Annotated in this window: 21 protein-coding genes and 5 pseudogenes; 18 read left to right on the forward strand and 8 right to left on the reverse strand. The window is 58.5% G+C overall.

Annotated features, from left to right (window positions below; translation table 11 throughout):
• Positions 1 to 97: 97 nt before the first annotated feature.
• Positions 98 to 790, forward strand: a complete 693-nt coding sequence (locus tag AAHB66_RS07315) for a response regulator transcription factor (protein WP_347115707.1) — start codon at positions 98 to 100, stop codon at positions 788 to 790.
• Positions 787 to 2,243 (forward strand): annotated as a pseudogene (locus tag AAHB66_RS07320) (ATP-binding protein). Before AAHB66_RS07315 ends, AAHB66_RS07320 begins: the two are co-directional and overlap by 4 nt.
• A gap of 91 nt (positions 2,244 to 2,334) precedes the next feature.
• Here AAHB66_RS07320 and artJ read toward each other — a convergent pair.
• The 6 genes from artJ to AAHB66_RS07350 form a co-directional block, all read right to left on the reverse strand.
• Positions 2,335 to 3,066 carry an arginine ABC transporter substrate-binding protein ArtJ gene (gene artJ / locus AAHB66_RS07325; protein ID WP_347115708.1) on the reverse strand — a complete coding sequence of 244 codons (732 nt, stop codon included), beginning with the start codon at positions 3,064 to 3,066 and terminating at the stop codon, positions 2,335 to 2,337.
• A 174-nt stretch (positions 3,067 to 3,240) separates the two neighbouring features.
• Positions 3,241 to 3,909 carry an arginine ABC transporter permease ArtM gene (gene artM, locus AAHB66_RS07330; protein ID WP_333850369.1) on the reverse strand — a complete coding sequence of 223 codons (669 nt, stop codon included), beginning with the start codon at positions 3,907 to 3,909 and terminating at the stop codon, positions 3,241 to 3,243.
• A complete protein-coding gene (gene artQ, locus AAHB66_RS07335) occupies positions 3,909 to 4,625 on the reverse strand; it encodes an arginine ABC transporter permease ArtQ (RefSeq protein WP_032617286.1) in 717 nt (238 codons plus the stop codon). The genes artM and artQ overlap by 1 nt, the downstream gene beginning before the upstream one ends.
• Positions 4,626 to 4,631: 6 nt before the next feature.
• Complete coding sequence (gene artI, locus AAHB66_RS07340) at positions 4,632 to 5,363, reverse strand: arginine ABC transporter substrate-binding protein ArtI (RefSeq protein ID WP_347115709.1); 732 nt, start codon at positions 5,361 to 5,363, stop codon at positions 4,632 to 4,634.
• 19 nt (positions 5,364 to 5,382) lie between these two features.
• Positions 5,383 to 6,111 (reverse strand): arginine ABC transporter ATP-binding protein ArtP, encoded by a 729-nt coding sequence (artP, locus tag AAHB66_RS07345; protein ID WP_059308406.1) that lies wholly within the window; start codon positions 6,109 to 6,111, stop codon positions 5,383 to 5,385.
• A gap of 213 nt (positions 6,112 to 6,324) precedes the next feature.
• Positions 6,325 to 6,843 carry a lipoprotein gene (locus AAHB66_RS07350; RefSeq protein WP_347115710.1) on the reverse strand — a complete coding sequence of 173 codons (519 nt, stop codon included), beginning with the start codon at positions 6,841 to 6,843 and terminating at the stop codon, positions 6,325 to 6,327.
• A 109-nt stretch (positions 6,844 to 6,952) separates the two neighbouring features.
• On the opposite strand from AAHB66_RS07350, the gene AAHB66_RS07355 reads away from it, so the two are divergent.
• The 3 genes from AAHB66_RS07355 (at position 6,953) to AAHB66_RS07365 (ending at position 9,008) form a co-directional block, all read left to right on the forward strand.
• The gene (locus tag AAHB66_RS07355) at positions 6,953 to 7,276 is read left to right on the forward strand and encodes a heavy metal-binding domain-containing protein (RefSeq protein WP_271269368.1); all 324 of its coding nucleotides are present in this window, start codon (positions 6,953 to 6,955) and stop codon (positions 7,274 to 7,276) included.
• Positions 7,273 to 8,103 carry an N-acetylmuramoyl-L-alanine amidase gene (locus tag AAHB66_RS07360; RefSeq protein WP_347115711.1) on the forward strand — a complete coding sequence of 277 codons (831 nt, stop codon included), beginning with the start codon at positions 7,273 to 7,275 and terminating at the stop codon, positions 8,101 to 8,103. The genes AAHB66_RS07355 and AAHB66_RS07360 overlap by 4 nt, the downstream gene beginning before the upstream one ends.
• 281 nt (positions 8,104 to 8,384) lie before the next feature.
• On the forward strand, positions 8,385 to 9,008 hold the full coding sequence (locus tag AAHB66_RS07365; protein WP_347115712.1) for a helix-turn-helix domain-containing protein: 624 nt from the start codon (positions 8,385 to 8,387) through the stop codon (positions 9,006 to 9,008).
• Here the strand turns inward: AAHB66_RS07365 and AAHB66_RS07370 are convergent.
• Both AAHB66_RS07370 and AAHB66_RS07375 read right to left on the reverse strand, forming a co-directional pair.
• Positions 8,983 to 9,582, reverse strand: a complete 600-nt coding sequence (locus AAHB66_RS07370) for a hypothetical protein (protein WP_347115713.1) — start codon at positions 9,580 to 9,582, stop codon at positions 8,983 to 8,985. The genes AAHB66_RS07365 and AAHB66_RS07370 overlap by 26 nt on opposite strands.
• Positions 9,582 to 11,159, reverse strand: a pseudogene (locus AAHB66_RS07375) (peptidoglycan-binding protein). The gene AAHB66_RS07370 and the pseudogene AAHB66_RS07375 overlap by 1 nt, the downstream one beginning before the upstream one ends.
• Positions 11,160 to 11,460: 301 nt before the next feature.
• Between AAHB66_RS07375 and gspC the strand changes: the two are divergent.
• The 13 genes and pseudogenes from gspC to AAHB66_RS07440 all read left to right on the forward strand — a co-directional run bounded on the left by gspC (position 11,461) and on the right by AAHB66_RS07440 (position 25,024).
• Positions 11,461 to 12,191, forward strand: a pseudogene (gene gspC / locus AAHB66_RS07380) (type II secretion system protein GspC).
• Between the two features lie 13 nt (positions 12,192 to 12,204).
• The gene (gspD, locus tag AAHB66_RS07385) at positions 12,205 to 14,112 is read left to right on the forward strand and encodes a type II secretion system secretin GspD (protein WP_347115714.1); all 1,908 of its coding nucleotides are present in this window, start codon (positions 12,205 to 12,207) and stop codon (positions 14,110 to 14,112) included.
• Positions 14,113 to 14,126: 14 nt separating this feature from the next.
• A complete protein-coding gene (gene gspE / locus AAHB66_RS07390; protein ID WP_347115715.1) occupies positions 14,127 to 15,605 on the forward strand; it encodes a type II secretion system ATPase GspE in 1,479 nt (492 codons plus the stop codon).
• A complete protein-coding gene (gene gspF / locus AAHB66_RS07395; RefSeq protein WP_347115717.1) occupies positions 15,605 to 16,813 on the forward strand; it encodes a type II secretion system inner membrane protein GspF in 1,209 nt (402 codons plus the stop codon). The genes gspE and gspF overlap by 1 nt, the downstream gene beginning before the upstream one ends.
• A gap of 2 nt (positions 16,814 to 16,815) precedes the next feature.
• Positions 16,816 to 17,256, forward strand: a pseudogene (gene gspG / locus AAHB66_RS07400) (type II secretion system major pseudopilin GspG); the annotation flags it as partial.
• Positions 17,257 to 17,259: 3 nt separating this feature from the next.
• Positions 17,260 to 17,745: a type II secretion system minor pseudopilin GspH gene (gspH, locus tag AAHB66_RS07405; RefSeq protein WP_347116441.1), complete on the forward strand. Its 486-nt coding sequence runs from the start codon at positions 17,260 to 17,262 to the stop codon at positions 17,743 to 17,745.
• On the forward strand, positions 17,738 to 18,112 hold the full coding sequence (gspI, locus tag AAHB66_RS07410) for a type II secretion system minor pseudopilin GspI (RefSeq protein WP_347115718.1): 375 nt from the start codon (positions 17,738 to 17,740) through the stop codon (positions 18,110 to 18,112). The genes gspH and gspI overlap by 8 nt, the downstream gene beginning before the upstream one ends.
• Positions 18,109 to 18,785, forward strand: a pseudogene (locus tag AAHB66_RS07415) (type II secretion system protein GspJ). The gene gspI and the pseudogene AAHB66_RS07415 overlap by 4 nt, the downstream one beginning before the upstream one ends.
• The gene (gene gspK / locus AAHB66_RS07420; RefSeq protein ID WP_347115719.1) at positions 18,782 to 19,798 is read left to right on the forward strand and encodes a type II secretion system minor pseudopilin GspK; all 1,017 of its coding nucleotides are present in this window, start codon (positions 18,782 to 18,784) and stop codon (positions 19,796 to 19,798) included. The pseudogene AAHB66_RS07415 and the gene gspK overlap by 4 nt, the downstream one beginning before the upstream one ends.
• A gap of 15 nt (positions 19,799 to 19,813) precedes the next feature.
• Positions 19,814 to 20,956, forward strand: coding sequence for a type II secretion system protein GspL (gene gspL / locus AAHB66_RS07425; protein WP_347115720.1), 1,143 nt, complete (start codon positions 19,814 to 19,816; stop codon positions 20,954 to 20,956).
• Positions 20,953 to 21,438, forward strand: coding sequence for a type II secretion system protein M (locus AAHB66_RS07430; protein WP_347115721.1), 486 nt, complete (start codon positions 20,953 to 20,955; stop codon positions 21,436 to 21,438). The genes gspL and AAHB66_RS07430 overlap by 4 nt, the downstream gene beginning before the upstream one ends.
• Positions 21,435 to 22,205: a prepilin peptidase gene (locus AAHB66_RS07435; protein WP_347115722.1), complete on the forward strand. Its 771-nt coding sequence runs from the start codon at positions 21,435 to 21,437 to the stop codon at positions 22,203 to 22,205. The genes AAHB66_RS07430 and AAHB66_RS07435 overlap by 4 nt, the downstream gene beginning before the upstream one ends.
• Before the next feature lie 158 nt (positions 22,206 to 22,363).
• Entirely contained in the window at positions 22,364 to 25,024 is a 2,661-nt protein-coding gene (locus AAHB66_RS07440; RefSeq protein ID WP_347115723.1) for a glycosyl hydrolase family 18 protein, read from the forward strand.
• Positions 25,025 to 25,084: the final 60 nt, after the last annotated feature.

The following is a 25,084-nucleotide window of genomic DNA, read 5'->3' on the forward strand; positions in this document are numbered from 1 at the left end:
TGAGGGCAAACCCCGCACAATCTTAAACAAAATGTGAACGTTTCCCGCCCCTGAAATCGGGTAAGCTTTACCTGTTGAGATTGAATAAGGCTGACCGATGAAGCAGATCCTGCTGGTGGAGGACGACGGCGATATCGCCGCGTTACTGCGCCTCAATTTAGAAGACGAAGGCTATGCGATCACCCATGAGGCGGACGGGGGCAGGGCGCTGCACCTGCTCGGCCAGGCCCACTGGGATGCGGTGATCCTCGACCTGATGCTGCCCAACGTTGACGGGCTGACCCTCTGCCGGGCGATCCGCCAACGCGACCACTACCTGCCGGTGATTATTATCAGCGCCCGCAGCAGTGAAACCGAGCGCATTCTGGGCCTCGAAACCGGGGCCGATGACTATCTCGCCAAACCCTTCTCGGTGCAGGAGCTGGTGGCGCGCATTCGGGCGCTGTTCCGCCGTCAGCAGGCGATGGGCCAGCAGACCTCCGGGCTTATTACCGCCCACGGCCTGACCATCGACCCGCTGGCCCGCAGCGTGCTGCTGCACGGCGAGGTGGTGGATCTCACCCCGCGTGAGTTCGATTTACTCTACTTTTTCGCCCGCCATCCCGGGGAGGTCTTCTCCCGCCTGGCCCTGCTTGAGCAGGTCTGGGGATATCAGCACGAAGGCTACGAACACACCGTCAACACCCACATCAACCGCCTGCGGGTAAAAATTGAAAAAGACGCCGCCGAGCCGGAGGTGATCCGCACCGTCTGGGGCAAAGGCTACCGGTTTGCCAGGGAGGCGGAATGACGCGTCGTCTGACCCTGCTGTTTATCCTGTTGCTGACGGGCTGTGCGGCGGTGGCCTGCGCGGTACAGCTCTGGACCAGCATGCAGTACGGCAACGCCATGGTGCAGCGTCTCTCCGGCGGGCTGGCGCAGCACATCGCCCAGCGTGAAACCCTGCTGGACGCCAACGGGCAGGTCGACCGCACCCGGCTCAAGCCGCTGTTCGACCGGCTGATGACCTTTAACCCCAGCGTGGAGCTCTACATTCTCTCCCCGGACGGGGAGATCCTCGCGGATGCCGCGCCGCCGGGGCATATCAAACGGCAGAAGCTCGCCGTGGCACCGGTTCAGCAGTTTCTCAGCGGCGGGATGATGCCGGTCTACGGGGACGATCCCCGCACCCTGACGGGAGAGAAGGTTTTCAGCGCCGTGCCGCTGCATCAGGACGGCGTGCTGCGCGGCTATCTGTACATCATTTTGCAGGGGGGAAGAGCTGAACGCGCTGGCGGAGCGGGCGTGGCAGAAAACGCTGTGGAGCACGGTGCTCTGGTCGCTGCTGCTGGTGGCCCTTTTCGGCGCGCTGGCGGGCGGCCTGGTCTGGTACTGGGTCACCCGGCCGGTGAAGCAGTTAACCGACGAGGTGAGCGGCCTGGATCGGGAAAGTATGCACGTCATCAAGCAGCTGGCCGCCCAGCCTTCGCAGGTCGCCCCGTCTGACGAGGTGGCCCTGCTGCGTAACACCTTTATTGAACTGGCGCAGCAGATCGCCAGCCAGTGGGATCAGCTGGCGGACAGCGACCGGCAGCGCCGGGAGTTTATCGCCAATATTTCCCACGATCTGCGCACCCCGCTGACCTCCCTGCTTGGGTATCTGGAGACTCTGTCGCTGAAATCCGGCACGCTCTCGCCGCAGGAGACGCAGCACTATCTCTCTATCGCCCTGCGCCAGGGGCATAAGGTTCGCCATCTGTCCCAGCAGCTGTTTGAGCTGGCGCGCCTTGAGCACGGCAGCATTAAGCCGCAGCGGGAGCGCTTTGCCATCGGGGAGCTGATCTCCGACGTGGCGCAAAAGTTTGATCTGGCGGTGGAGACCCGCCAGCTCCGGCTGCATATCGACGTGCCGCGCCAGCTGCCGATGATCAATGCCGATCTGTCAATGATCGAGCGGGTCGTCACGAATCTGCTGGATAACGCCATCCGTCATACCCCGCCGGGCGGCGAGATTGGCCTGAAAGTGTGGCTGCAGGGCGAGCAGCTGCAGGTGGAGGTGACTGACAGCGGGCCGGGCGTGGATGAGCATCTGCGCGATCAGCTGTTTATGCGGCCATCGGCGCTGAGCCAGCAGGCGTCACGGGATAATCGCGGCGGGCTGGGGCTGTTGATCGTCAAAAGAATGCTGGAGCTGCACGGAGGGGGGGATCAGGCTGATGGAAGCGGCGAACGGAGCCCGTTTTCGCTTCTTTGTGCCGCTGTGAGTAACGCCGGGTGGCGGCTTCGCCTTACCCGGCCTACGAATGATGCGGTTTTGTAGGCCGGGTAAGCGCAGCGCCACCCGGCACAACAATCTTACTGCGGGAACCACTGGTCGCTGATTTTCTGGTACGTGCCGTCCGCTTTAATCGCTTTCAGCGCGCCGTTCAGTTTCTCCACCAGCGCTTTGTTATCCGGACGCACCGCGATGCCCAGACCGGTACCGAAGTACTGCGGGTCGGTGACTTTATCCGTTGCGGTGCCCAGCTGCGGGTTGGTTTTCAGCCACTCGTTCACTACCGCCGTGTCGCCAAACACGCCATCGATACGGCCATTCTTCAGGTCGATAATCGCGTTCTGGTAGCTGTCATAGGCCACGGTTTTCACTTCCGGATGCTTATCCTGCAGGTATTTCTGGTGCGTGGTGCCGTTTTCCATCCCGATGCGCTTGCCTTTCAGCTCATCAAAGGATTTGTAAGCCCCTTTCTTCGCAATCACCACCGCAGAGTTGGCGTAGTACGGCTCGGTGAAGGTCACCTGCTTGCTACGCTCCGGGGTGATGTCCATACCTGAGATCACCGCGTCATATTTTTTGAATTTCAGGGACGGGATCAGGCTGTCAAAGGCGTGGTTAGTAAAGGTGCACTCGGCCTTCATCTGGGTACAGAGCGCTTTCGCGAGATCGATATCAAAACCGACGATCTGGTTGCTGGCATCCAGCGATTCGAACGGCGGATAGGTAGCGGAAACACCGAAGTTGATTTTATCGGCGGCAGAAGCGCCCGCGGCGAAGGTTGCCAGTAAAGCGGCCAGAACTAACTTTTTCATTGTGAAGCTCCCGTCTGTCAATCTTGTCATTATGTGCCGTGTCTGCGGCTGGGAGTTACAATGCCACTGAATGAATTTGTATGCAATAAAAATGATTAACTATTATTTTAACCATAAAAAAAGGCGGACAGTTGTTAGACTTGCCCGCCTTTTTTAATCACTTTGTATGCAGTTTTAGTTGCGGCGCTCGAACGCCAGCGCTCTACGCTCAACCAGACGCATCAGCAGGGTGAGCAGGCCGTTGACCACCAGGTAGATCACCCCGGCGGCACCAAACACCATCACATCGTAGGTGCGTCCGTACAGCAGCTGTCCGTGGCCCATCACCTCCATCAGGGTGATGGTGTAGGCCAGGGATGTACTCTTGAACACCAGCACTACTTCGTTGGAGTACGAGGAGAGGGCGCGCTTGAAAGCGTACGGCAGCAGGATCGCCAGCGTGTCTTTCTTGCTCATCCCCAGCGCACCGCACGACTGCCACTGCCCGTCCGGAATGGCGCGGATCGCACCATAGAACAGCTGCGTGGTGTAGGCGGCGCTGTTCAGCGACAGGGCCAGCAGGGCGCACAGCCACGGCTCGGAGAGCAGATGCCACAGCACCGGATACTCCTGCAGCGTCGGGAACTGGCCCGGGCCGTAGTAAATCAGGAAGATCTGCACCAGCAGCGGGGTGCCGGTAAACAGGGTGATGTAGCCGCGCACGATCCACACCAGCACCGGCGTTTTCAGCGTCAGGATGATGGTGAAAATCAACGCCAGCACCAGCGCCACGATAATGGAGGCGACGGTCAGCGTCAGGCTGGTGTGCAGCCCTTTCATCAGTTCGGGTAAGTAATCCAGCATCAGCCTGGTCTCCGTTCAAAACGCGTCGCACGCAGGTCAATACGCTTGAGGATGTACTGACTGAGCAACGTGATCACCAGGTAGATAGCCGCCGCCACGATGTACCAGGTAAAAGGCTCCTGGGTACGGGTGGCGATGCTTTTGGTCTGCAGCATCAGGTCGTTGACGCTGATTAAGCTCACCAGAGCGGTATCTTTCAGCAGCACCAGCCACTGGTTACCGAGGCCCGGCAGGGCATGACGCCACATCTGCGGCATCACCAGACGGAAGAAGATCGCCGTTTTCGACAGCCCCAGCGCCTGACCGGACTCCCACTGACCCACCGGCACCGCTTTCAGCGCGCCGCGCAGGGTCTGCGAGGCATAGGCGGAATAGAGCAGGGAGAGAGCAATCACGCCGCACAGGAACGGGCTGACGTCGAAGTTTTCGATCTGCATCTGAATCGGGATCTGCACCACGCCCAGATTGAGCGTAAAGCCGTCCGACAGCATCAACAGCAGCTGCGAGGAGCCGAAATAGATAAACAGGACCACCAGGATTTCCGGCAGGCCGCGCAGAAGGGTCACCAGTGCAGAGCCGGTCCAGGCGACAGGTCGCCACTTAGCCGACTCCCACACGGCAAAGATCATCGCCAGCACCAGGCCGATGATCAGCGCACAAACGGCAAGGCCGACGGTCATCCCGGCGGCGCTTGCTAATGGAAAAATTTCGTTCATCAGATCTTACTTCTGGAACCATTTTTTATAGATGGAATCGTAAGTGCCATCTTTCTTCACTTTTTCCAGCGCGGTGTTGAATTTCTGCTGCAGCGCGGTGTTACCCTGGCGCACGGCAATACCCAGACCGGTACCGAAGTAATCTTTATCCGTCACTTTATCGCCGACCGCAGCCAGCTTGTCGTTGGCCTTCAGCCATTCGGTGACCACCGCGTTGTCACCAAAGACGGCATCAATACGGCCGTTCTGCAGATCCAGACGGGCGTTCTGGTAGCTGTCGTAAGGGACGGTGGTGATTTCCGGGTGCTTATCCATGATGAATTTCTGGTGGGTGGTACCGTTCTGCACGCCCACTTTCTTGCCTTTCAGCGCATCAATAGACGCGTATTTGCCCTTCTGACCGATGAACAGGGCAGAGTTCTCGTAATACGGGGTGCTGAACAGAACCTGCTTCTCACGCTCAGGGGTGATATCCATACCGGCCATCACCGCGTCGATACGGCGAAACTTCAGGCTCGGGATCAGGCTGTCGAAAGACTGATTGGCGAAGGTACAGGTGGCGTCGATCTCTTTACACAGGGCGTTCGCCAGATCCACATCGAAGCCGACGATCTTGTTGTTGGCATCCATAGACTCAAACGGAGGGTAGGAGGCTTCGGTGGCGAAACGAATGGTCTCAGCGGCTGTTGCCGAGAGGCTAACGCTTGCAAGCAGGGCGGCAATCACTAGTTTTTTCATTGTCGTTTTCTCGATTCGATTAGTGAGACAGATAATTTCTGAACGCGTCGGTCTGCGGCTGGGCAAAGCAGCTCGCATCCCCTTGCTCGACGATATGACCGTTTTCCATATAGACCACACGACTGGCGGTTTTACGCGCCACTTCCACTTCGTGGGTTACGATCACCTGCGTAATGTTGGTTTCCGCCAGCTCGCGAATAATGCTGACGATCTGGGCGGTGATTTCCGGGTCCAGCGCGGCGGTCGGTTCGTCAAACAGCAGCACGGCAGGCTCCATCATCAGGGCGCGGGCAATGGCCACACGCTGCTGCTGACCGCCGGAGAGGTGCAGCGGATAACGATCGCTGTAGGGCTTCAGGCGCAGACGTTCCAGCAGCTTCTCGGCACGGGCCAGCGCCTGCTCTTTGGAGAGGCCCAGCACGCGGCACGGCGCTTCGATCAGGTTCTGCTGCACGGTGAGGTGCGGCCAGAGATTGTATTGCTGGAAGACCATACCGACGTTCTGACGCAGATCGCGGATCGCTTTCTCAGACGGCGCTTTGGCAAAATTAAAGTGATTACCGGCGATATCCAGAGTACCGGAGCGCGGCATTTCAAGCAGATTGAGGACGCGAAGCAGCGAGCTTTTACCCGCGCCGCTTGGGCCTAACAGCACCAGCGTTTCGCCCTCAGGACAATTCAGTGTGATGTCGAACAGCGCCTGGTGTGCGCCGTAGAAGCAGTTAATGCCGTTTAGTTGAATACTCATCGGGGCAGTCTTTACTCATCCAGGCAATCTATAGCAATTGAGGCCGCAAATAGTACCGTTGACAGAATAGTTATGCAATATTTATGCGTTAAAAGTTAAATATAAACCGAATCTATCCCTAAACATAGCACAAAGTAGCGAGCGGAGATGGCGACGAGAATAAATGTCGGCATTCCTCACGAAATGCCAGACATTTTGCGGGGTTTTATCTGCTTAACGGTTCTCAATAGACTGGCGTAGGGTGCCCGCCGGGGCATGGACGCTTCCGCCGAGGTAGCGCACGTCATCAATGGCCCAGCACTGGCCTTCGCGGATCATCAGCACTTCATCCTGCCAGCTTTCGCTGCCCTGGGTCAGTTTCACCCGCAGCGGAATATTGCGCGCATCGGTATTGGGGATGGTCGAGGCGCTGGCAACTTCGGCCGTTTGCGGCGCAATGGTGCGGCTGGAGAACGGATCGTCTTTCAGCAGGTTTTTATGCTGCGGATCGCGGCTGGCATCGCTCAGCAGCTGGGCCAGGTTATCGCTCAGGTATGGGCGCAGCGCGGTGTAGTCATTGCTGCTGTGCGAAATGCGATAGTCATAGAACTGTTGAGCCACGGCATCCGGACCGCCGGTGATGCAGCTGCCGCTGCGGGTTCCGATATCCTTAAAAGCCGGGGTGACCGGGGTCGTGCAGGCGCTGAGCAGCAGCGCGCACGGCACTAAAAGCGTCAAAGCAGAATAGCGCATGTTGATTTCCTTATTAGGCTGCAATAATTAACTAACCTTTAAATGATAGCGTAACGATCGGATAATGGTTTTGTTCTTAATCGGTTAGGCAGGTAACAAGGAGACAATGATGCAATTTTCAACCACTCCCACTCTGGAAGGACAGCCGATCAGCGAATACTGCGGCGTGGTGACCGGCGAAGCCATTCTTGGGGCCAATATCTTCCGCGACTTTTTTGCCGGTATCCGCGATATCGTTGGTGGCCGCTCCGGGGCCTATGAGAAAGAGTTGCGTAAAGCCCGTGAGATCGCCTTCAAAGAGCTGGGCGAGCAGGCGAAGGCGCTGGGCGCCGATGCCGTGGTGGGTATCGACATCGACTACGAAACCGTCGGTAAAGACGCCAGCATGCTGATGGTCAGCGTCAGCGGTACGGCGGTGAAAACCCGCCGATGAAGTGTGCCATTGTGCCCGTCCTGCTGGCGCTGCTGCTGGCAGGCTGTGCGACAGAAAAAGGGGTCGTGGATAAAGGCGCTTACGAGCTGGATACCCGGCGTCAGGCCCAGGCGGCTTACCCGCGCATCAAAGTGCTGGTGATCCACTACACCGCCGACGACTTCGACAGCTCGCTGGCCACCCTGACCGATAAAAACGTCAGCTCCCACTATTTGATCCCGGCGATCCCGCCGCAGCACAACGGCAAGCCGCGGATCTGGCAGCTGGTGCCGGAGCGCGATCTGGCCTGGCATGCCGGAGTCAGCTTCTGGCGCGGCGCGACCCGGATTAATGACACCTCGATCGGTATTGAGCTGGAAAACCGCGGCTGGCAAAAAAGCGGCGGACAGAAACGCTTCGTCCCGTTTGAACCGGCGCAGATTGCCGCCCTGATCCCGCTGGCAAAGGACATTATTCAGCGCTACGACATCAAGCCGCAGAACGTGGTGGCCCATGCTGATATCGCCCCGCAGCGCAAAGACGATCCGGGGCCGCTGTTTCCCTGGCAGGCGCTGGCGCAGCAGGGGATAGGGGCCTGGCCGGATCCGGCCCGGGTGGCGTTTTACCTCAACGGGCAGTCGCCGTATCAGCCGGTGGAGACGTCGGCCTTGCTCGATCTGTTAGCCCGTTACGGTTATGAGGTGCCGGAGAATATATCTTCAGCACAGCAAAAAAGAGTCATCATGGCGTTTCAGATGCATTTTCGCCCACAATTATGGAATGGTGTTTCTGATAAAGAAACAATGGCCATTGCCGAAGCCTTACTGGAAAAATACGGGCAGGGATAGCCCTAAAAAATAACCCTTTTTGAGTAATTTTACCTTATTTGATTGAGATTAATCTTAAGTACATCCGCAATTCATTTTTAGTTAATTGACTTAAAATTACCCACATTTAATATGTACGCATAGCTTGCTAAGCAATTTAGCAAATAAAAACAAAATATGAGAGTTACTCTCAATAGAACGTACATCTTCTTTTTTATCTGAACCTGATCCCTTTTTATCTGCTGTGACATTTCTGTCGCTGCACCTCTTTTATTTATAAAAAATTGAAAACAGGCATAATAATGTTAAGTATCTACGGTAACAATTGTCGTCCGCAACAGGCTATAGAAGCAATTATTGCAGCAACTGCTGATTGTCCGGAAAAAACGTTAAAGAAATGGCAGAAAATCGTCACTTCTGATACCAATTATATTCAGGTTGTCGTGAGCGGAGAGGTAGAAATCCGCCGCATGTCCGATGAATTGAGCATGTTTACCATGCGTAATCAGAGCATTTTAGGTGTCGCAGCCGTTTACAACAATGCGGCACACATGTACGGCCTGGCCCGCACCACCACGGTGATCCGCACCATCAAAAAATCCGATTTCGAACGTATCATCCGCGAAAATAATCTCTGGGCTGAACTGACTCAGGTTCTGGTCTGGTATATTGGCATCCTTACTAAACGTGACGATGTCCTGGTTGCCCGCAGTGCCTATTCTGTGGTGCGTGAATTCCTGCTCGAAATTAATGATTTGATCGTTTTACATAAACGCGATGTTAATGTTTATGACTATATTCAGGAATACACTAACCTGGCACGCAGCACCATTATTAAAATTCTCTCCGACCTTAAGAAAGGTCACTATATCGTGGTCGAAAAAGGCAAGTTGATTACCATTAATAATCTGCCGGAGCGCTACTGAAATTCACCCGCCCGATCTCCTTCGTGTCCAGCGGAGGAGATTTTTTTACCTCTTGTCCTGTATCCAGGTTCTCATCTTCCGGCTGTGGCGGAATTTTCCCTTGAGAATAATCTAATTGCTGCTCTTTCACGGCCTGCATAAACCGTTCCTGCAGTGAGGGGGTATGTACCTCCTCGTGCGTATCGGGCAGGGCCTGATCCAAAGGTACACCGTCCGGGGCCTGTTGCCAGTCGGCGTCACTGTCTACGATCGGGCTCTCTTCCGGTGCAGGCAGCGGGGCCACAGGCACCGGTTTTGGCTTCGGCTGCGGGAAGGGTTTCGACACATATACATAGTGCATATCCGACACCTGGGTTTCAGGCGTGGCGACGGCCACCGGTTTCGGCGCGGGCGCCGGATGGCGCAGGTCATGGTAAAGGTGGGCGTAGAGTCCGGCGATAACCATCGCGCACAGGCAGAAAATACTGGCCAGCACTCCGCCCAGCACGCGTTTCATCGACGGCAGGCGGTATGAGAACCAAACCGCCTCGCCGGTGGTATAGCTGCGCTGGGCAGCAAGACATATTGTAGACATTATGACGTTTTCCCCTGGACCGGCGTGGCGGAAGCGCTGTCGCTCACCGACGTCAGAATGGCGGGTGTGGTGTGATTGACGCGCATCAGCTGCATCAGGGTCTCTTCTCCCGGCAGGCCATCAACGTTTAAGTGCATGTTTTTCTGGAAGGCTTTAGTGCGCGCCTCCAGCGTTTGTGTCCAGACGTGGGTATGCGTTTCAGGCTCATTCAGGGCCTGGCTCAGCTGGGCATCGATCCAGCCCACATCCTGGCTGTCGCTGGCGGCGGTGATCGCCTCTTTGCCCGACGGCGTCAGACGGTGCAGCAGGGTATAGCTGCCGGTAGCGTGTTGAGTGAACCAGGTCCGACTCACCTGCTAGGTGCGGTTGTTCATCAGCAGATCGAGAGAGTCTTTCCCGACCCGCGCGACCACCGCATAGTTCAGATGATCCCCGGTTTTTAGCTCGCCGATCCACGGATACCCCTCCTGCTCCAGCGTCGCCAGCGGCGCGCTGCCCTGTTTACACTGCAAATTCACCCGCCCGGCATTCTGGCACAGCGCCTCCTCGGCGGAGGCATCGTATCCCCACATGGTGTAGAGCTGATGCATGGCATCCGGCTGGTTCACCACCTCGCGATCGATCGCCGGCTGTACCGGAGCCTGAGTCTTAGTCACCTGCGGGATCCAGCGCGCCGGCACCGGCGGTTTGAACGGCAGCGCCGCGGTGATGGCGTCAGAGAAGTGCCAGCCGCAGGCAGCAAACAGCACGCAGGCAAACAGCCCCACTGTCGCCAGACGTCTATTGCTGCGTTTGACCGGTAACACTTCCCCCGCCGCGAGGCGCAGATGGCGTGTCCCCACCAGCCCGGCACGTTCAGTCCATGCGGCCAGCAACGCCAGGTGCGCCAGCGCGTTCAGCTGGCTGACGGAACCTTTGGTCAGGGCCTGCATCCGACGAATGCGGGCCGGGGTAAACGGCGAAGTATCTGCGCCGTGGTGGGCGATCTGCGCCTGAATATAGTGCAGACACTCGCGGCCGGTGAGGGCGCGCAGCGTATGACGGGTATGCATCCGGGCGCCGAGGCCGGTATCGGCCAGCAGACGCGCCTCCTGATCCGCCGTGCCGGTCAGCAGGATGGTCAGCGGCAACGCGCTCTCCTGCGCCCGCGTCAGCAGCATGCCCAGAACCTCCCAACTGTTGTCGCGCATCGCCTGGACTGCCGAGATACTCAGCACCAGGCCCTGGGTGCGACAGCGCGGGAATGCCTCATGCCATTGGCGCAGCACTGCATCAATGGCATGAAGTCTGTTTTTGGCATCGGTGTTCTTTGGATTGAGCTTATAGAGCAGGGCGCTGGCGCTCAGTTTCGGAAACGCATTGATCGCCACCCCGGCAGAGGTCTGCGCCAGCAGCTCGCTGCTGAACTGGCCGAGCAGGGATTCGTCGTCGGAAAACAGCCCCACGATCCCAGGTGTGCGCGATTTGTCCTTCAGCATGCCGAACACATCCTGGTGGTAGGGCACGAAGAACTCCCCCGCAGAACGGGTCACCTTGCTGAAAGGCTGACCGGTGAATTTAAAATGGCTCAGATACATAACGACACACCCTGGGATGACAGAAACAGATATTCGCTGCCGAAAGTACGGGACGGTGCATTGATGGTCAATTTGCAGGCTGGAGAAAAATATCCTGAATATCGGGCCTAACATCCCCCCCTGTAGAGGGTCAATATTTTTCTGCATTAAAGTTAATGGCAAAGCCGATGGAGCGGCAGGTAAGGCCTTATTAATATGAGCGGAAATTTGGTGCAGCGTCAGGCTGCGTATTTCTGCATTTTAAAAGGCCCGTTAAATAATGAAGATGCAGCGCTTATATGGACTCATCACGCCCTGCGTAATGTTTATTACGCTGATATTTAGCGGACAACAGGGATATGTGGTCTTCAAAGAGTATAAAAAAAGTCAGCGAAAAGGTATCGGATCCTGACAAGGCGATAAGCGAGCCGGTTAAGGCACAGGATTTTGCCCTGTTCCAGCCTGCCGTTTATCAGGATGTCCCCCAGCGTGCGGTAAAAGCACCCATCAGCGCCGAGGTGGAAGGGATTATCAACAGTGACGAAGCATGGATGTCGTTTGCGGTCATAAAAACCCCCCTCCGGGCAGCAGAGCTACCGGGAAGGCGAGAGCCTGACGGGCTACAACGATGCCTGGATAGAGGAGATCAACCGCGACAACGTGGTGATCAACTACCAGGGCACTCCCCAGACGCTGGCCATAAAACGCCCCGACTACTTTAAAGGCGATACCAGTAATACGCCCACCCCGCGGCCCGTGGCCGATGCGGGGTTAGATAATTTACATCTCAACGACTATTTCGTGCTGAAGCCCTGGTTCGATAACGGGCAGCTCGAGGGCTATCAAATTAAGCCGAAGAATGCCTCCGCCTTTTTCAGTCATAGCGGACTGCAAAAAGGCGATGTGGTTGTGAAAGTGAATACCGTCGACATGACGAAAGAAGAACAGGCGAAAAATATTATCGCCAGCTGGTCGAAAATGAGAGAAGCGGAAGTTGTCGTCAGACGTCACGCTCACCTTGAAAATATTCGGGTTAATGTTTTAAACAATTAACAAGTGTAAAGCCATGAAGAAAATTCCCTGGGCGTGTCTGGTATTGACCGCCGCCTCGCTCTATTCCAGTTCATTGCTGGCGGCCAATTTTAGCGCCAGCTTTAAAAATACCGATATTCGCGAATTTATCGATACGGTAAGCCGCAACCTGAATAAGACGATTCTGGTCGATCCGTCCGTACAGGGCACCGTTTCTGTCAGAACCTATAACGTGCTGACCGAGGATGAATATTATCAGTTCTTCCTCAGCGTGCTGGATGTCTACGGCCTGTCGGTGATCCCGATGGATAACGGCATGGTCAAAGTGGTGCGCTCCAGCGTGGCGCGCACCGCCGGGGTGCCGGTAGCGGACAGCAAAAATCCGGGCAAGGGCGATGAGATCATCACCCGCGTGGTGCGCATGGAGAACGTGCCGGTGCGCGAACTGGCCCCGCTGCTACGTCAGCTGAACGATGCCTCGGGCATCGGTAACGTGGTGCACTTTGAGCCTTCCAACGTGCTGTTGCTGACCGGGCGCGCCTCGGTGGTTAACCGGCTGGTGGATCTGGTGGAGCGCGTCGATCGCTCCGGGGTGCAGCGCCGGGAGATCGTCCCGCTGCGCTACGCCTCTGCCAAAGAGCTCTCCGAGATGTTGAACAACCTCAATAACGAGGAGCAGAAAGGGCAGAACGCGCCGCAGCTGGCGACTAAAGTCGTGGCCGACGACGAAACCAACAGCCTGATCATCAGCGGCCCGGAAGAAGCCCGGGCGCGCACCCGGTCGCTGGTGGGCCAGCTGGATCGCGAGCAGAACAACGAAGGCAACACCCGCGTCTTCTACCTGAAATACGCCAACGCCAGCAAAGTGGTGCCGGTGCTGACCGGCATTGGCGAGCAGCTGAAAGACAAAGCCGGGGCGGCGAAAGGCAAAACCACTTCAGCCAGCAGCGATTTGAACATCACCGCGGACGAAGCCACCAACTCGCTGGTGATCACCGCCCAGCCGAACGTGATGAACTCGCTGGAAAAGGTGATCGACAAGCTGGATATCCGCCGTCCGCAGGTGCTGGTGGAGGCGATCATTGCTGAAGTGCAGGACGGGAGCGGTCTTGACCTCGGCGTGCAGTGGACCGGCAAACACGGCGGGGTGCAGTTTGGCTCGACCGGGCTGCCGATTAGCCAGATTAAGAGCGGGGCCATCAAAGGGGCCAGCTTCACTGGCCTGGCGACCGGCTTCTTTAACGGCGACTTTGGCGCCCTGATGACCGCGCTCTCGACCGACGGTAAAAACGACATTCTCTCGACCCCGAGCGTCGTTACCCTCGATAACAAAGAGGCGTCGTTCAACGTCGGTCAGGATGTGCCGGTGCTGGCCGGATCCCAGACCACCAGCGGCGACAACGTCTTTAACTCGGTGGAGCGTAAAACCGTCGGTACCAAGCTGAAAATTGTGCCGCAGATTAACGACGGCGACATTATCCACCTCAAGATTGAGCAGGAAGTCTCCAGCGTTGACGCCAGCGCCACCGAAGATGCGAGCCTCGGCCCGACCTTCAACACCCGCACCATCAATAACGAAGTGATGGTGCACAGCGGGCAGACCGTGGTGCTCGGCGGGCTGATGGAGAACGTCACTAAGCAGAACGTCTCGAAGGTGCCGCTGCTGGGCGACATTCCGCTGGTGGGGCAGCTGTTCCGCTACACCTCCCAGGACACCTCGAAACGTAACCTGATGGTCTTTATCCATACCACCGTTCTGCGTGACGACGACACCTACAGCGCCTCGTCGAAAGAGAAATACGACCAGATCCGCGCCCGTCAGCAGCAGCGCCTGGAGGAGAAAAAGCTCGGTATCGTCGCCCCTGAGAGCAACGCCGTGCTGCCCGCTTACCCGACCGCGGCCAGCGCCACGCCGGCCAGTCGCAACCCGTTTAAAGAGTAAGGGCGAGGCGCAACATGGACGGACTGAGTCAAGAGTTATGCACCAGCAACTACGCCAAAACCCACGGGATCCTCTTCTGGCAGGATCAGGTCTGGGTGCGTGATGACGCCCCGGCGTTTGCCCTGCTGGAGATGCGCCGGGTGCTGGGGCGATCCTTCATCCCGACGATCCTGACGGCCGAGGCCTTTGACGAGATGCTGGCGAAGATCTGGCAGCAGAACAGCGGCGTCTCCCAGCAGCTGGTGGACGATATGGACGCCGACATCGACCTGATGGCGTTAACCGAGGAGATCCCCGATAACGAGGATCTGCTGGATAACGACGAAAACTCGCCGGTGATCCGCCTGATCAATGCCATTCTGGGCGAAGCGGTAAAGGACGGTGCCTCGGATATTCATATTGAAACCTTTGAGCGCACCCTGAGCATCCGTTTTCGCGTCGATGGCGTACTGCGCCCGGTATTGCAACCGGCGCGCAAGCTCGCGCCGCTGCTGGTGTCGCGCATTAAGGTGATGTCAAAGCTGGATATCGCCGAGAAACGTCTCCCGCAGGATGGGCGTATCTCCCTGCGCATTGGCCGCAAGGCCATCGACGTGCGTGTCTCCACCATTCCGTCGCAGTATGGCGAGCGGGTGGTGATGCGTCTGCTGGATAAAAGCAATCTCAAGCCGGATATCAACAAGCTCGGCCTGATTGATGAAGAGCTGGAGAAATTAAAAGGGCTGATCGACCGCCCGCACGGCATCATCCTGGTTACCGGGCCGACCGGCTCCGGGAAAAGTACCACCCTGTACGCCATCCTGTCGGCGCTGAACGGCCACGAGCGCAATATTCTGACCGTCGAAGATCCGATTGAATATGAGCTGGAAGGGGTCGGGCAGACCCAGGTGAATCCGCGCGTGGACATGACCTTTGCCCGCGGGCTGCGCGCCATTCTGCGCCAGGATCCGGACGTGGTGATGATCGGTGAGATCCGTGACGGCGAAACCGCGCAAATCGCGGTCCAGGCGTCGCTGACCGGTCACCTGGTGATGTCCACCCTGCACACCAACAGCGCCGCCGGGGCCATTACCCGTCTGCGCGATATGGGGCTGGAGTCCTTTTTAATCGGATCATCGTTGCTCGGTGTCATTGCCCAGCGTCTGGTGCGTCGGCTGTGTAGCCACTGCCGGACCACCAGTCCGCTGGACGACAATGAAAAGGCGCTGTTCAGCTTTATGGAGACTCCGCCGAAGGCGATCTATCGCGCGGTGGGCTGCGAGCACTGTCGTCAGAGCGGCTATCAGGGGCGGGCGGGCATTCATGAATTTCTGGTAGTGGACAGCACCATGCGTCGCGCCATTCATGAAGACAAAGATGAGATGTCCATCGAAACCCAGCTCTTCAAACAGGCCTACAGCCTGCGGGAGAACGGCCTGCTGAAAGTCATCAGCGGTGTCACCTCGCTGGAAGAGGTGATGCGCGTGACCGCCGAGCGTGGAGGAGACGAGTAATGGCCTTCTACGCATGGACAGCGACCGACGCGGCGGGCAAAACCCGGCGCGGGACGCTGCAGGCCGAAGGGCAAAAGCAGGTTCGCCAGATGCTGCGCGATCAAAAGCTGATCCCGGTCAGCATCACCGAAACCCGCGAGAAGGCGGCTGCCGGTAAAGCGGCAGCCGGGGCGAAGCTCTCGACGCCGGTGCTGTCGATGTTTACCCGGCAGCTCTCGACCCTTGTCAACGCCGCGCTGCCGCTGGAGAGCGCCCTGAAGGCGATCTCGAAACAGACGGAAGACAAAAAGCTGGCGGCGATGGTGGTGGAGATCCGCGAAAAAGTGGTGGAAGGGCATACGCTGTTTGACGCCTTCAGCCAGTTTCCCCGCACCTTCGACAAGCTCTACTGCACCCTGGTGATGGCCGGGGAGAAAACCGGCCACCTCGGCGACGTGCTGGAGAAGTTGGCGGAATACAACGAGCAGCGTCAGAAGATGAAAAGCAAGCTCACCCAGGCGATGGTCTACCCGATCACCCTGACGGTGGTGGCCATCGCGGTGATCAGTATTTTGCTGGTGGCGGTGGTGCCGCAGGTGATCGAGCAGTTCACCCATATGAAGCAGCAGCTGCCGATCACCACCCGCACCCTGATTGCGGTGAGCGATTTCCTGCAGGCATACGGCATTTATATCGCTGGCAGCCTCGCCGGGGCCTTTATCGGCTTCAAAACCTGGCTGCGAAACAGCAAAAACCGTTTTCTGTGGCACAGCTGGCTGGTGAACAACGCCCCGATTAAAAAGCTGGTCTGCGCCATCAACAGCGCCCGCTATATCCGCACCCTGAGTATTTTACAGGCCAGCAGCGTGCCGCTGCTGGAGGGGATGTATATCGCGATGGACGGTATCGAAAACCTTTATGCCCGGCAGGTGCTGGAGCAGGCGGCCGATACCGTGCGTCAGGGGGCGTCTTTGTATAACGCGCTGGATCAGGCGAAATTATTCCCGCCCACCATGCTGTATATGATCGCCTCCGGCGAAGAGAGCGGGGAATTAGGCAATTTAATGGACCGCGCGGCGGAAAACCAGGAATCAGCATTACAGCATCGCATTACCTTAACGCTGTCGGTATTTGAACCGGCGCTGGTGGTGTCGATGGCAACCATTGTTCTGTTTATTGTGCTGTCAATATTACAGCCGCTTCTGCAACTTAATAACATGGTAGGTTAATCATGGCGATGAAACGTAAAAACCTGACCCGTCAGGCGGGCTTCACTTTGCTCGAATTAATGGTGGTGATTGTTATTCTCGGGGTGCTGGCCAGCATGGTGGTGCCGAATTTAATGGGCAATAAAAAGAAAGCCGATAGCCAGAAAGCCACCAGCGATATTGTTGCGCTCGAAGGCTCGCTGGATATGTATAAGCTCGATAACCACCGCTACCCGACCACCGAGCAGGGCCTGCAGGCGCTGGTCAGCAAACCGGAAATCGCGCCCATCCCGAACGGCTACCGCGCCGACGGCTATATCCGCCGCCTGCCGCAGGATCCGTGGGGCAACGACTATCTGCTGGTCAGCCCTGGCGAACACGGCGCGATTGATGTCTTCTCTGCCGGTCCGGACGGCGAAGCCAATACCGCCGACGATATTACTAACTGGTCGCTCGCGAAAAAAATAATGAGTAAGCAACGCGGCTTTACCCTGCTGGAAATTATTCTCGCGCTGGTGATATTTGCCAGCTGCGCGATGATGGTGGTGTCGACCATTCCGTCGCGCAGCGGCGCGGATATATTTGGCCAGCAGTTAAAAGCCCTTGTGGAATATGGATCCGATCGCGCGGTGATGGACGGCAATATTATTGGCCTGACGATAACTCCCGATCGTTATCAGCTGGTGACCTTCGAAGAGAAAAACGGCAAACGCGGCTGGGTGCCTTTATCCGCCGGGCGAATTACTACCCGCGGTGATTTCCCGGAGGCGATGCACGTTTCGCTGTCACCCCAGCGGCTGGCAGCCACGCCGGATGCCGATCCGCAGATCCTCTTTTTGCCGGATGGCGAAATCAGCCGCTTCACCCTGTCGCTGCAAAGTGACGACAAACAGCATGTCTTCCGCGTGGTCTCCCGGGGCGCAGCCCCGGTAACGGTAGAGAACGATGGCTAAGGCAAAGCAACAGGGCATGACGCTGCTGGAGGTGATGGTCGCCCTGGTGATCTTCTCCACCGCCGCGCTGGCGCTGATGAACTCGGTGTCGCTGAACGTGCGCTTTACCTACGGGCTGGCGGATACGTTACAGGCCAGCTGGGTAGCGGAAAACCAGCTGGCGGAAGCGCAGCTGATGCAGAGCGACTTCCCCGATAGCGAAGAAGAGGGGAACGAAACCCAGGGCGGGCGCAGCTGGACCTGGCGCAAGCAGCGGGTGAAAACCACCGAACACGGCCTGGTGGATGAGATCCGCGTCTGGGCCGACGGCGACGACAGCCAGCCGGTGATTACCCTGGATATCATCCCGCCAGGAGAGAACAAGTGAAACAGACAAGGCGCCAGCAGGGGTTCACCCTGCTGGAGATCATGATTGCGCTGACCATCTTCGCGGTGATCAGCACTCTGGCCTGGCAAATTCTGGACGGCGCGATGCGCACCAGCTCCGCCACCGATGCCAGCGCGGCGAAGCTCAACCAGCTGCAGCGTGCCTGGAGCCTGCTGGAGCGCGATTTTTTCAGCTCCAGGGGCGCGCGCCGCGTAACGGTACGGGGGCATTTCGCCTGAAAAACAACGCTCTGGAGATGACCACTCTCAACGGCGTCAGCGGTCAGCTCCAGCTGGAGCGCGTGCGCTGGCGGCTGGAGGGCGGCCGCCTGTGGCGCGACGTCTGGCCGACCCTGGACGGCCCGGCCAACAGCAAACCGGACGAGGTGCCGATCGTTCACGAGGTGAAAGCCGTGCAGTGGCGATTCTGGCAGGGGGGCTGGCAAAACGCATGGAACGACAGCGACGCCCAGCCGGACGGCGTGGAGCTGACGCTCACCATGGAGAACGGAGATCGCTGGCGCTGGGTCTTTACGACGCCGGGCGAGCTGCCGCCGGAAGCGGCAAAACCGGCAGAGCCGACGGCGGATAAACCGACAGATGTCCCGGCAGAGACGCCGCCAGATGCGTCGGCCTCTCCAGAGATCCCGCCCGCCGCGGAGGCACAGCCATGAGCCGGGTGCGTAAACAGCAGGGGGTGGCCCTGCTGGTGGTGCTGATCCTGCTGGTGATGATGTCGGCCCTGGCGGCCAAAATCAGCCAGCAGTTCTGCCGCAATTTGCAGAAAACCCACTACCAGGTGAGCCAGCAGCAGCTGCGCTGGGCGATGCAGCGTCAGGAAGAGGCGGTCAAACAGCGACTGCTGGCCGCCATCAGCGGCGAGGAGAGCGTCCTGACCCTGAAAGGCGAGTGGCATGAGCCGCTGGAGACCCAGGGCGAGTTCTATACGGTGGTCAGCCAGGTGGAGGACGCTCAGGACTGCTTTAACGTCAATAACCTGCTGGCGGTGCCGGCCTCCGCCGGGAAGGAACAGACGCCCGCGCCTGCGGTGACGGAAAAGCCGCGCCAGCAGCAGATCGTTGAGCAGCTGCTGACCGACAGCGGCGTCAGCACCCTCACGGCAGAAGAGATTTACCTCCAGCTGGTGGATTACCTCGATGAGGACACCACCACCGCCAGAGCGGGTCAGGAGGATGACGCCTGGGCCGGGCTCCAGCACGCGCGCCTGCCGGCGAACCGGATGATGCTCAGTCTGAACGAACTAAAGCTGCTGCCCGCGTTTCCGGCGGCGGCCTGGCCGAAGGTGAGCACGCTGTTCTGCGCCCTGCCGACCACCGCCAGCCGGGTGGATGTCAACACCCTGACGCCGCAGCAGGCGGGCCTGCTGGCGGCGCTGTTCCCCGGCAAGCTGACTGAAGAAGAGGCGAAGCGGGTGATTGAATCCCGCCCGGACGACGGCTGGGAGAGCGTTAAGGCGTTCAGCGAGCAGCTGGAGCGTAACGCCCCGCAGCTGAAAGACGATCTGAAGCAGGCCGCCGATCTGCTCGACGTCAACAGCCGCTTTTTCCGCGTGGACTATACCGGCAATACCGACGAGTTGACCCTGCGCGTGGTCAGCCAGCTGCGGGCAGAGCGCGAAGCGGGCGAGGTCAGAACCTGGCAGCGCCGTTACCGAATGATTGAATAACAAAAGTCTGAGTCTATGAAACAGGTAATTTTTGTGCGTCCCGATAGTCGCGAGGACGCAAAAGTATGGTGGTGCGAATCGGGCAGTCAGCAGGTGATGGCGTTAAACGGATATCAGGCGCTCAGCGAGCTGGCAACTCATCCGCTGGCGTCCCGCGTCTGTCTGCTGTTACCGGCAAGCGAGATGATCTTCCGCCACTTCACGCTGGCGAAAAAGACGCTCTCGACGCAGAGCATCCCCTTCTCGTGGATGGCGGAAGAGACGCTGATCGGCGATGTCGATACCCTCCACTGGACGGTGCTGGGCAAAGCCGGACGCGAGGTGGATGCGGTGGCCATCGACGCCCCGCGCCTGCATCAGTGGCTGGCGCGCTTCCATGACGCCGGGCTGAAGGTGGTTCAGGTGCTGCCGGATGCCTGGCTGCTGCCGGGCGAGGCAAACAGCAGCACGCTGGTGCCGCTGGAGGAGCAGGTCTGGCTGCGCTTCGCCGAGGGCGGTGCCTGCCAGGTAGAAGCCGCCATGCTGCCGCTGCTGCTGGCGAAAACCGCCGGGGAGATCGTCTGCTACGGTGAGGCCCCGGCCGGGGTGGCATGCAGTGAAACCCTGCCGTGGCAGCATCCGCTGGCATTGATCCAGCCGCGCTGGGAAAAATGCCGGGTGAACCTGCTGCACGGTGAGTTTGACCTGCGGGTGGCAGACAGCGGCGCGGCGAAAAAGATCCGCCTCGCCACCGCGCTGATGGCGCTGCTGTGCGTCGGGTTGCTGACCGGACCGCGTGCCGCCACGGCGTGGATGCTGGTGCAGGAGGAGAACCAGCTCCAGCAGGAGATCGTGCAGCTCTATCAGCACCATTTCCCCAGCCTGCGCCAGCAGAGCAACATCAAATACCATTTTGGTCAGAATATTAAAAAGCAGAAGAAAGGTTTCTTCCAGCAGCTGGATGCGCTGGAGCAAATTAAACGCCGCGTGCCGGGGATGGAAATAGAGGGTATCGAATACGACAACGCGCAAAATAATATGACGCTCAGCGTAAAAGCACAAAACCCGCAGCAGCTGCAGGAATTTGTGCAGCAGGCGAGCGCTAATTTTGCCTTTGCCTTACAGCCTATTTCCACGGTGGCACCTTATACCGCGATGGTGACAGGGAAATATAAATGAAAACAAAAATAGCGCAGTTAAAAAATCGCTATCAGCAGTACAGCGCTCGCGAGCGCAACCTGATAAAGGTTGGCGCGGCGGCCCTCTGCTGTGCGGCGGTGTATTATGGCGGCATGGTGCCGCTGGACACGATGATCGGTCGCAGCCAGTCGACGCTGAACCGACAACAGGAGACGTTGCGCTGGATGCGCGACGAAATTGCCAAAAATCATCTACAGGTTCAGCAGTTGAAAACCAATAATCCACGCAGCGCGGTGGAAAACAGCGCCCATGAGATCAACCTGACGCTCAGCGACGTGCATCAGGACGGACAATCCCTGACCTTTGCCATTAACCGGGTGAACGTCTATGTGCTGAAAAACTGGCTGCGGGAGATGAATCTCGCCACCGGCGTGCAGCTGGAGAGGATGAACCTGACGCCGGTGGATCACCTCAGCGACGTGAAAGCGGATATCCAGCTGAGCTGGAAAAAACGCGCATGATGAGCCCCGGGTTGTTTGCTGCCAGCGGCATGCTGGGGGCGATCCTCGGCAGTTTTCTTGGCGTGGCGGTGGAACGCCTGCCGGGATGGATGCGTGAAGAGGAGGGGGCCGGGAACCTGCTGTACCCGCCGTCGCACTGCCCGGCGTGCCAGCACCGGCTGCGCTGGTGGGAGAACATCCCGCTGGTGAGCTGGCTGATGCTGCGCGGACGCTGTCGCTGCTGCCGCGCGCCGATCCCCCTGCGGGTGCTGATGGTGGAGCTGCTGAGCGCGCTCTTTTTCGCCTTCAGCGCCTGGCTGATACCCGCCTTACCGGTCCTGCTGGCCCTGTGGCTGCTGTGGTGCGCCCTGCTGCCGCTGGCGATAATCGACCTGCGAGAGCGGCTGCTGCCGGACTGCCTGACCCAGCCGCTGCTGTGGGCGGGGCTGCTGTTGAACCTGCATACCCACCTGCTGCCGCTTACCGATGCGTTGTATGGCGCGGTGGCGGGCTATCTGGCGCTGTGGCTGGTCTATCAGGGGCACCGGTTGGTCACCGGCCGGAAAGGGCTGGGCTACGGTGACTTTAAGCTGCTGGCGGCGCTCGGGGCCTGGTGCGGCTGGCAGGCATTACCCTCGATCCTGCTGCTGGCGGCGCTGGGCGGTATTCTCGGCTGGGCGGTCTGCTTCCGGCATCAGGAGAATGACAACGTTATTCCGTTCGGCCCTTTTCTGGCGTTTTCCGGGCTGGTGATATTTATTCTGCAGCACGCGTTTTTCACTTTTTAATTTGCCGGTCAAGTTTTTCCTGAGTTTTTTTCATAAAAGTGAAGAGGCGAAAAATAGCGCGGCGAACGATATCGTAACTGCGGGTTAATTAACCCTTTTACCATGACGAATGGATCGCATGGTCTATTTAAGTTCACGTATATCGACAGGAATGAATAATGAAAATCATGCAGCCTAAATATCTGGCTTTATTTGTCGCTGCGGCGGTCAGCCCGGTATTTGCAGCGGTGCCGGGTAAACCGTCGCTGAGTAGCGGAAATGACAAATTTGCCATTGTTGAGGTGGATCAGTCAGCGCAGGCGTATAACTCGCTGATCAAGGTCAAGGACGGTGCTGACGTGACCGTAGAGTGGAACGTGTACAGCGGTGATGTCCCGACATCAGCCAAAGTTCTGCTGGACGGTCAGGAAGTCTGGAGCGGCGCGGGCAGCGCCTCCGGCAAAGCCACCTTCAAGGTGAAAAAAGGCGGTCGCTATCAGGAGCAGGTCCAGCTGTGTAACGCCAGCGGCTGCAGCACCAGCGACAGCAAGCTGATCATCGTGGCCGATACCGACGGAAGCCACCTGCTGCCGCTGAACACGACCATGAAGGAAAACAACAAATCCTTCGCCCAGCATTCGGATAAAGTGGTGGCAGCGTATTATCCGGAATGGGGTGTCTACGACCGTAAGTTCAACATCGATCAAATTCCTGCGGATAACGTGAACCACATTATTTATGGCTTCATTCCGATGTGCGGCGACAACATCAACGCCAGCGCCGGTAATGCGCTGGAAGCGCTGAAGAAAGCCTGCCAGGGCCGTCCGGATTACACCCTGGCGATCCACGACCCGTGGGCGGCGCTGCAGATGCCACAGGCCGGCGTCTCGAACTACGACGACGCCTACAAAGGCACCTACGGCCAGATGATGGCGCTGAAAAAAGCGCATCCGGGCCTGAAAATTCTGCCATCCATTGGCGGCTGGACCCTCTCCGATCCGTTCTTCCAGATGCACGACAGCGCCATCCGCGCCCGCTTTGTCTCCTCGGTGAAAGAGTTCCTGCAAACCTGGAAATTCTATGACGGCGTGGACATCGACTGGGAGTTCCCGGGCGGCGGCGGTGAGAACCCGGCGCTGGGCAACCCGCAGGTGGACAAAGAGACCTACACCCTGCTGATGCGCGATCTGCGCGCGATGCTCAACGAGCTCTCCGCCCAGACCGGCCGCACCTATGAGCTGACCTCCGCTATTGGCGCAGGCACCTCGAAAATCGCCAACGTGGACTACAACGCGGCGCAGAAGTACATGGACTACATCTTCCTGATGAGCTACGACTTCTACGGCTCCTGGAGCATGACCGACCTCGGCCACCAGACCGCGCTGCACGCCCCGACCTGGAAACCGGACAGCGTGACCACTGAAGGCAGCGTTAACGCGATGCTGGCCCAGGGCGTCCAGCCGGGCAAAATCGTGGTCGGCGCGGCGATGTACGGTCGCGGCTGGACCGGCGTTCACGGCTACACCGGCGACAATCCGTTCACCGGCACCGCCACCGGTGCGATCCCGGGCTCCTGGGAGGCTGGCATCGTCGATTACCGCGATATCGTCAACAAATACAAAGGCAAAGCGGGCTGGGAGTACAAATATGACGCCACCGCGGAAGCGCCATACCTGTTCAACAAGGCCAGCGGCACCCTGATCACCTATGACGACGCCCGTTCCGTCGAGGCGAAAGGCAAATTCGTGCTGAACAAAAACCTCGGCGGCCTGTTTGCCTGGTCACTGGAATCCGATAACGGCGACATCCTGAATGCGATGAACGAAAGCCTGCTGAGCGGCTCCTCGTCTGACGTACCGGCGGTGACCAACCATGCGCCGGCGGCCTCCGCCAGCGACCTGACGGTCACCGGCCCGGCGAGCGTCACGCTTGATGGCTCCGCGTCCAGCGACCAGGACGGCGATACCCTGACCTACAAATGGACCCAGATCGCCGGCCCATCGGTCACCCTGACCAACAGCAACAGCGCGAAAGCCAGCTTCAGCGTGGCGGCGTTGGCGAATGACCAGACTCTGGCCTTCCGTCTGACCGTGACCGACAGCAAAGGGCTGAGCAGCACCGCCGACGTGCAGGTGGTGAACAAAGCGCCGAAAGCCAACCAGGCCCCGGTAATCAACACTATGGCGCCGGTCTCGGTTGAAGCGGGTCAGCCTCTGACGCTGCATGCCCAGGCTGCGGATCCGGATGGGGATGCCCTGACCTACGCCTGGAGCGTACCGGGTGACATGAACGCCACCGGCACCGACACCGCCAACCTGAGCATTACCGCCCCGGACGTAAGTAGCGATACCGCTTATACCCTGAGCGTGGTGGTGAGCGACGGTAAAACCGCCGTGCAGGCTAACGTCCAGGTGACCGTGACGCCAAAAGCGCAGGAGCCCGCCGATGAGGTGACGCCACCGGCCGACGAGGTGACCCCACCTGCGGATGAGGCGACCGATAACGGCAGCTGTGACAGCACCCCGGTTGATGCTAACGCCAGCAACTACCCGGCGTGGAGCAGCAGCAAGGTTTACACCAGCGGCAACACCGTCAGCTTCGATAACCTGGTCTGGAAAGCGAAGTACTGGACTCAGGGCAATCAGCCGGGCTTCGGCGTGGATGCCTGGGAGCTGGTAAGCAACGTGAAAATGGGCTGGATGCCGACCATGGTCTACAACGGCGGCGACACCACCACCTTCGAAGGCAACGAGTACCGTGCCAAATGGTGGACCAAAGGTGACAAACCAGGCCAGAACGACGTCTGGGTGAAAGTGGGCGCGGCACCAGATTGTAAATAATCTTCCGCACCGGATATGACGGGGGCTCAGCCCCCGTCTTTTTTGCGTCTGGCGGGTATG

This window comes from Leclercia sp. S52, assembly GCF_039727615.1.
Classification (GTDB): domain Bacteria; phylum Pseudomonadota; class Gammaproteobacteria; order Enterobacterales; family Enterobacteriaceae; genus Enterobacter; species Enterobacter adecarboxylatus_B.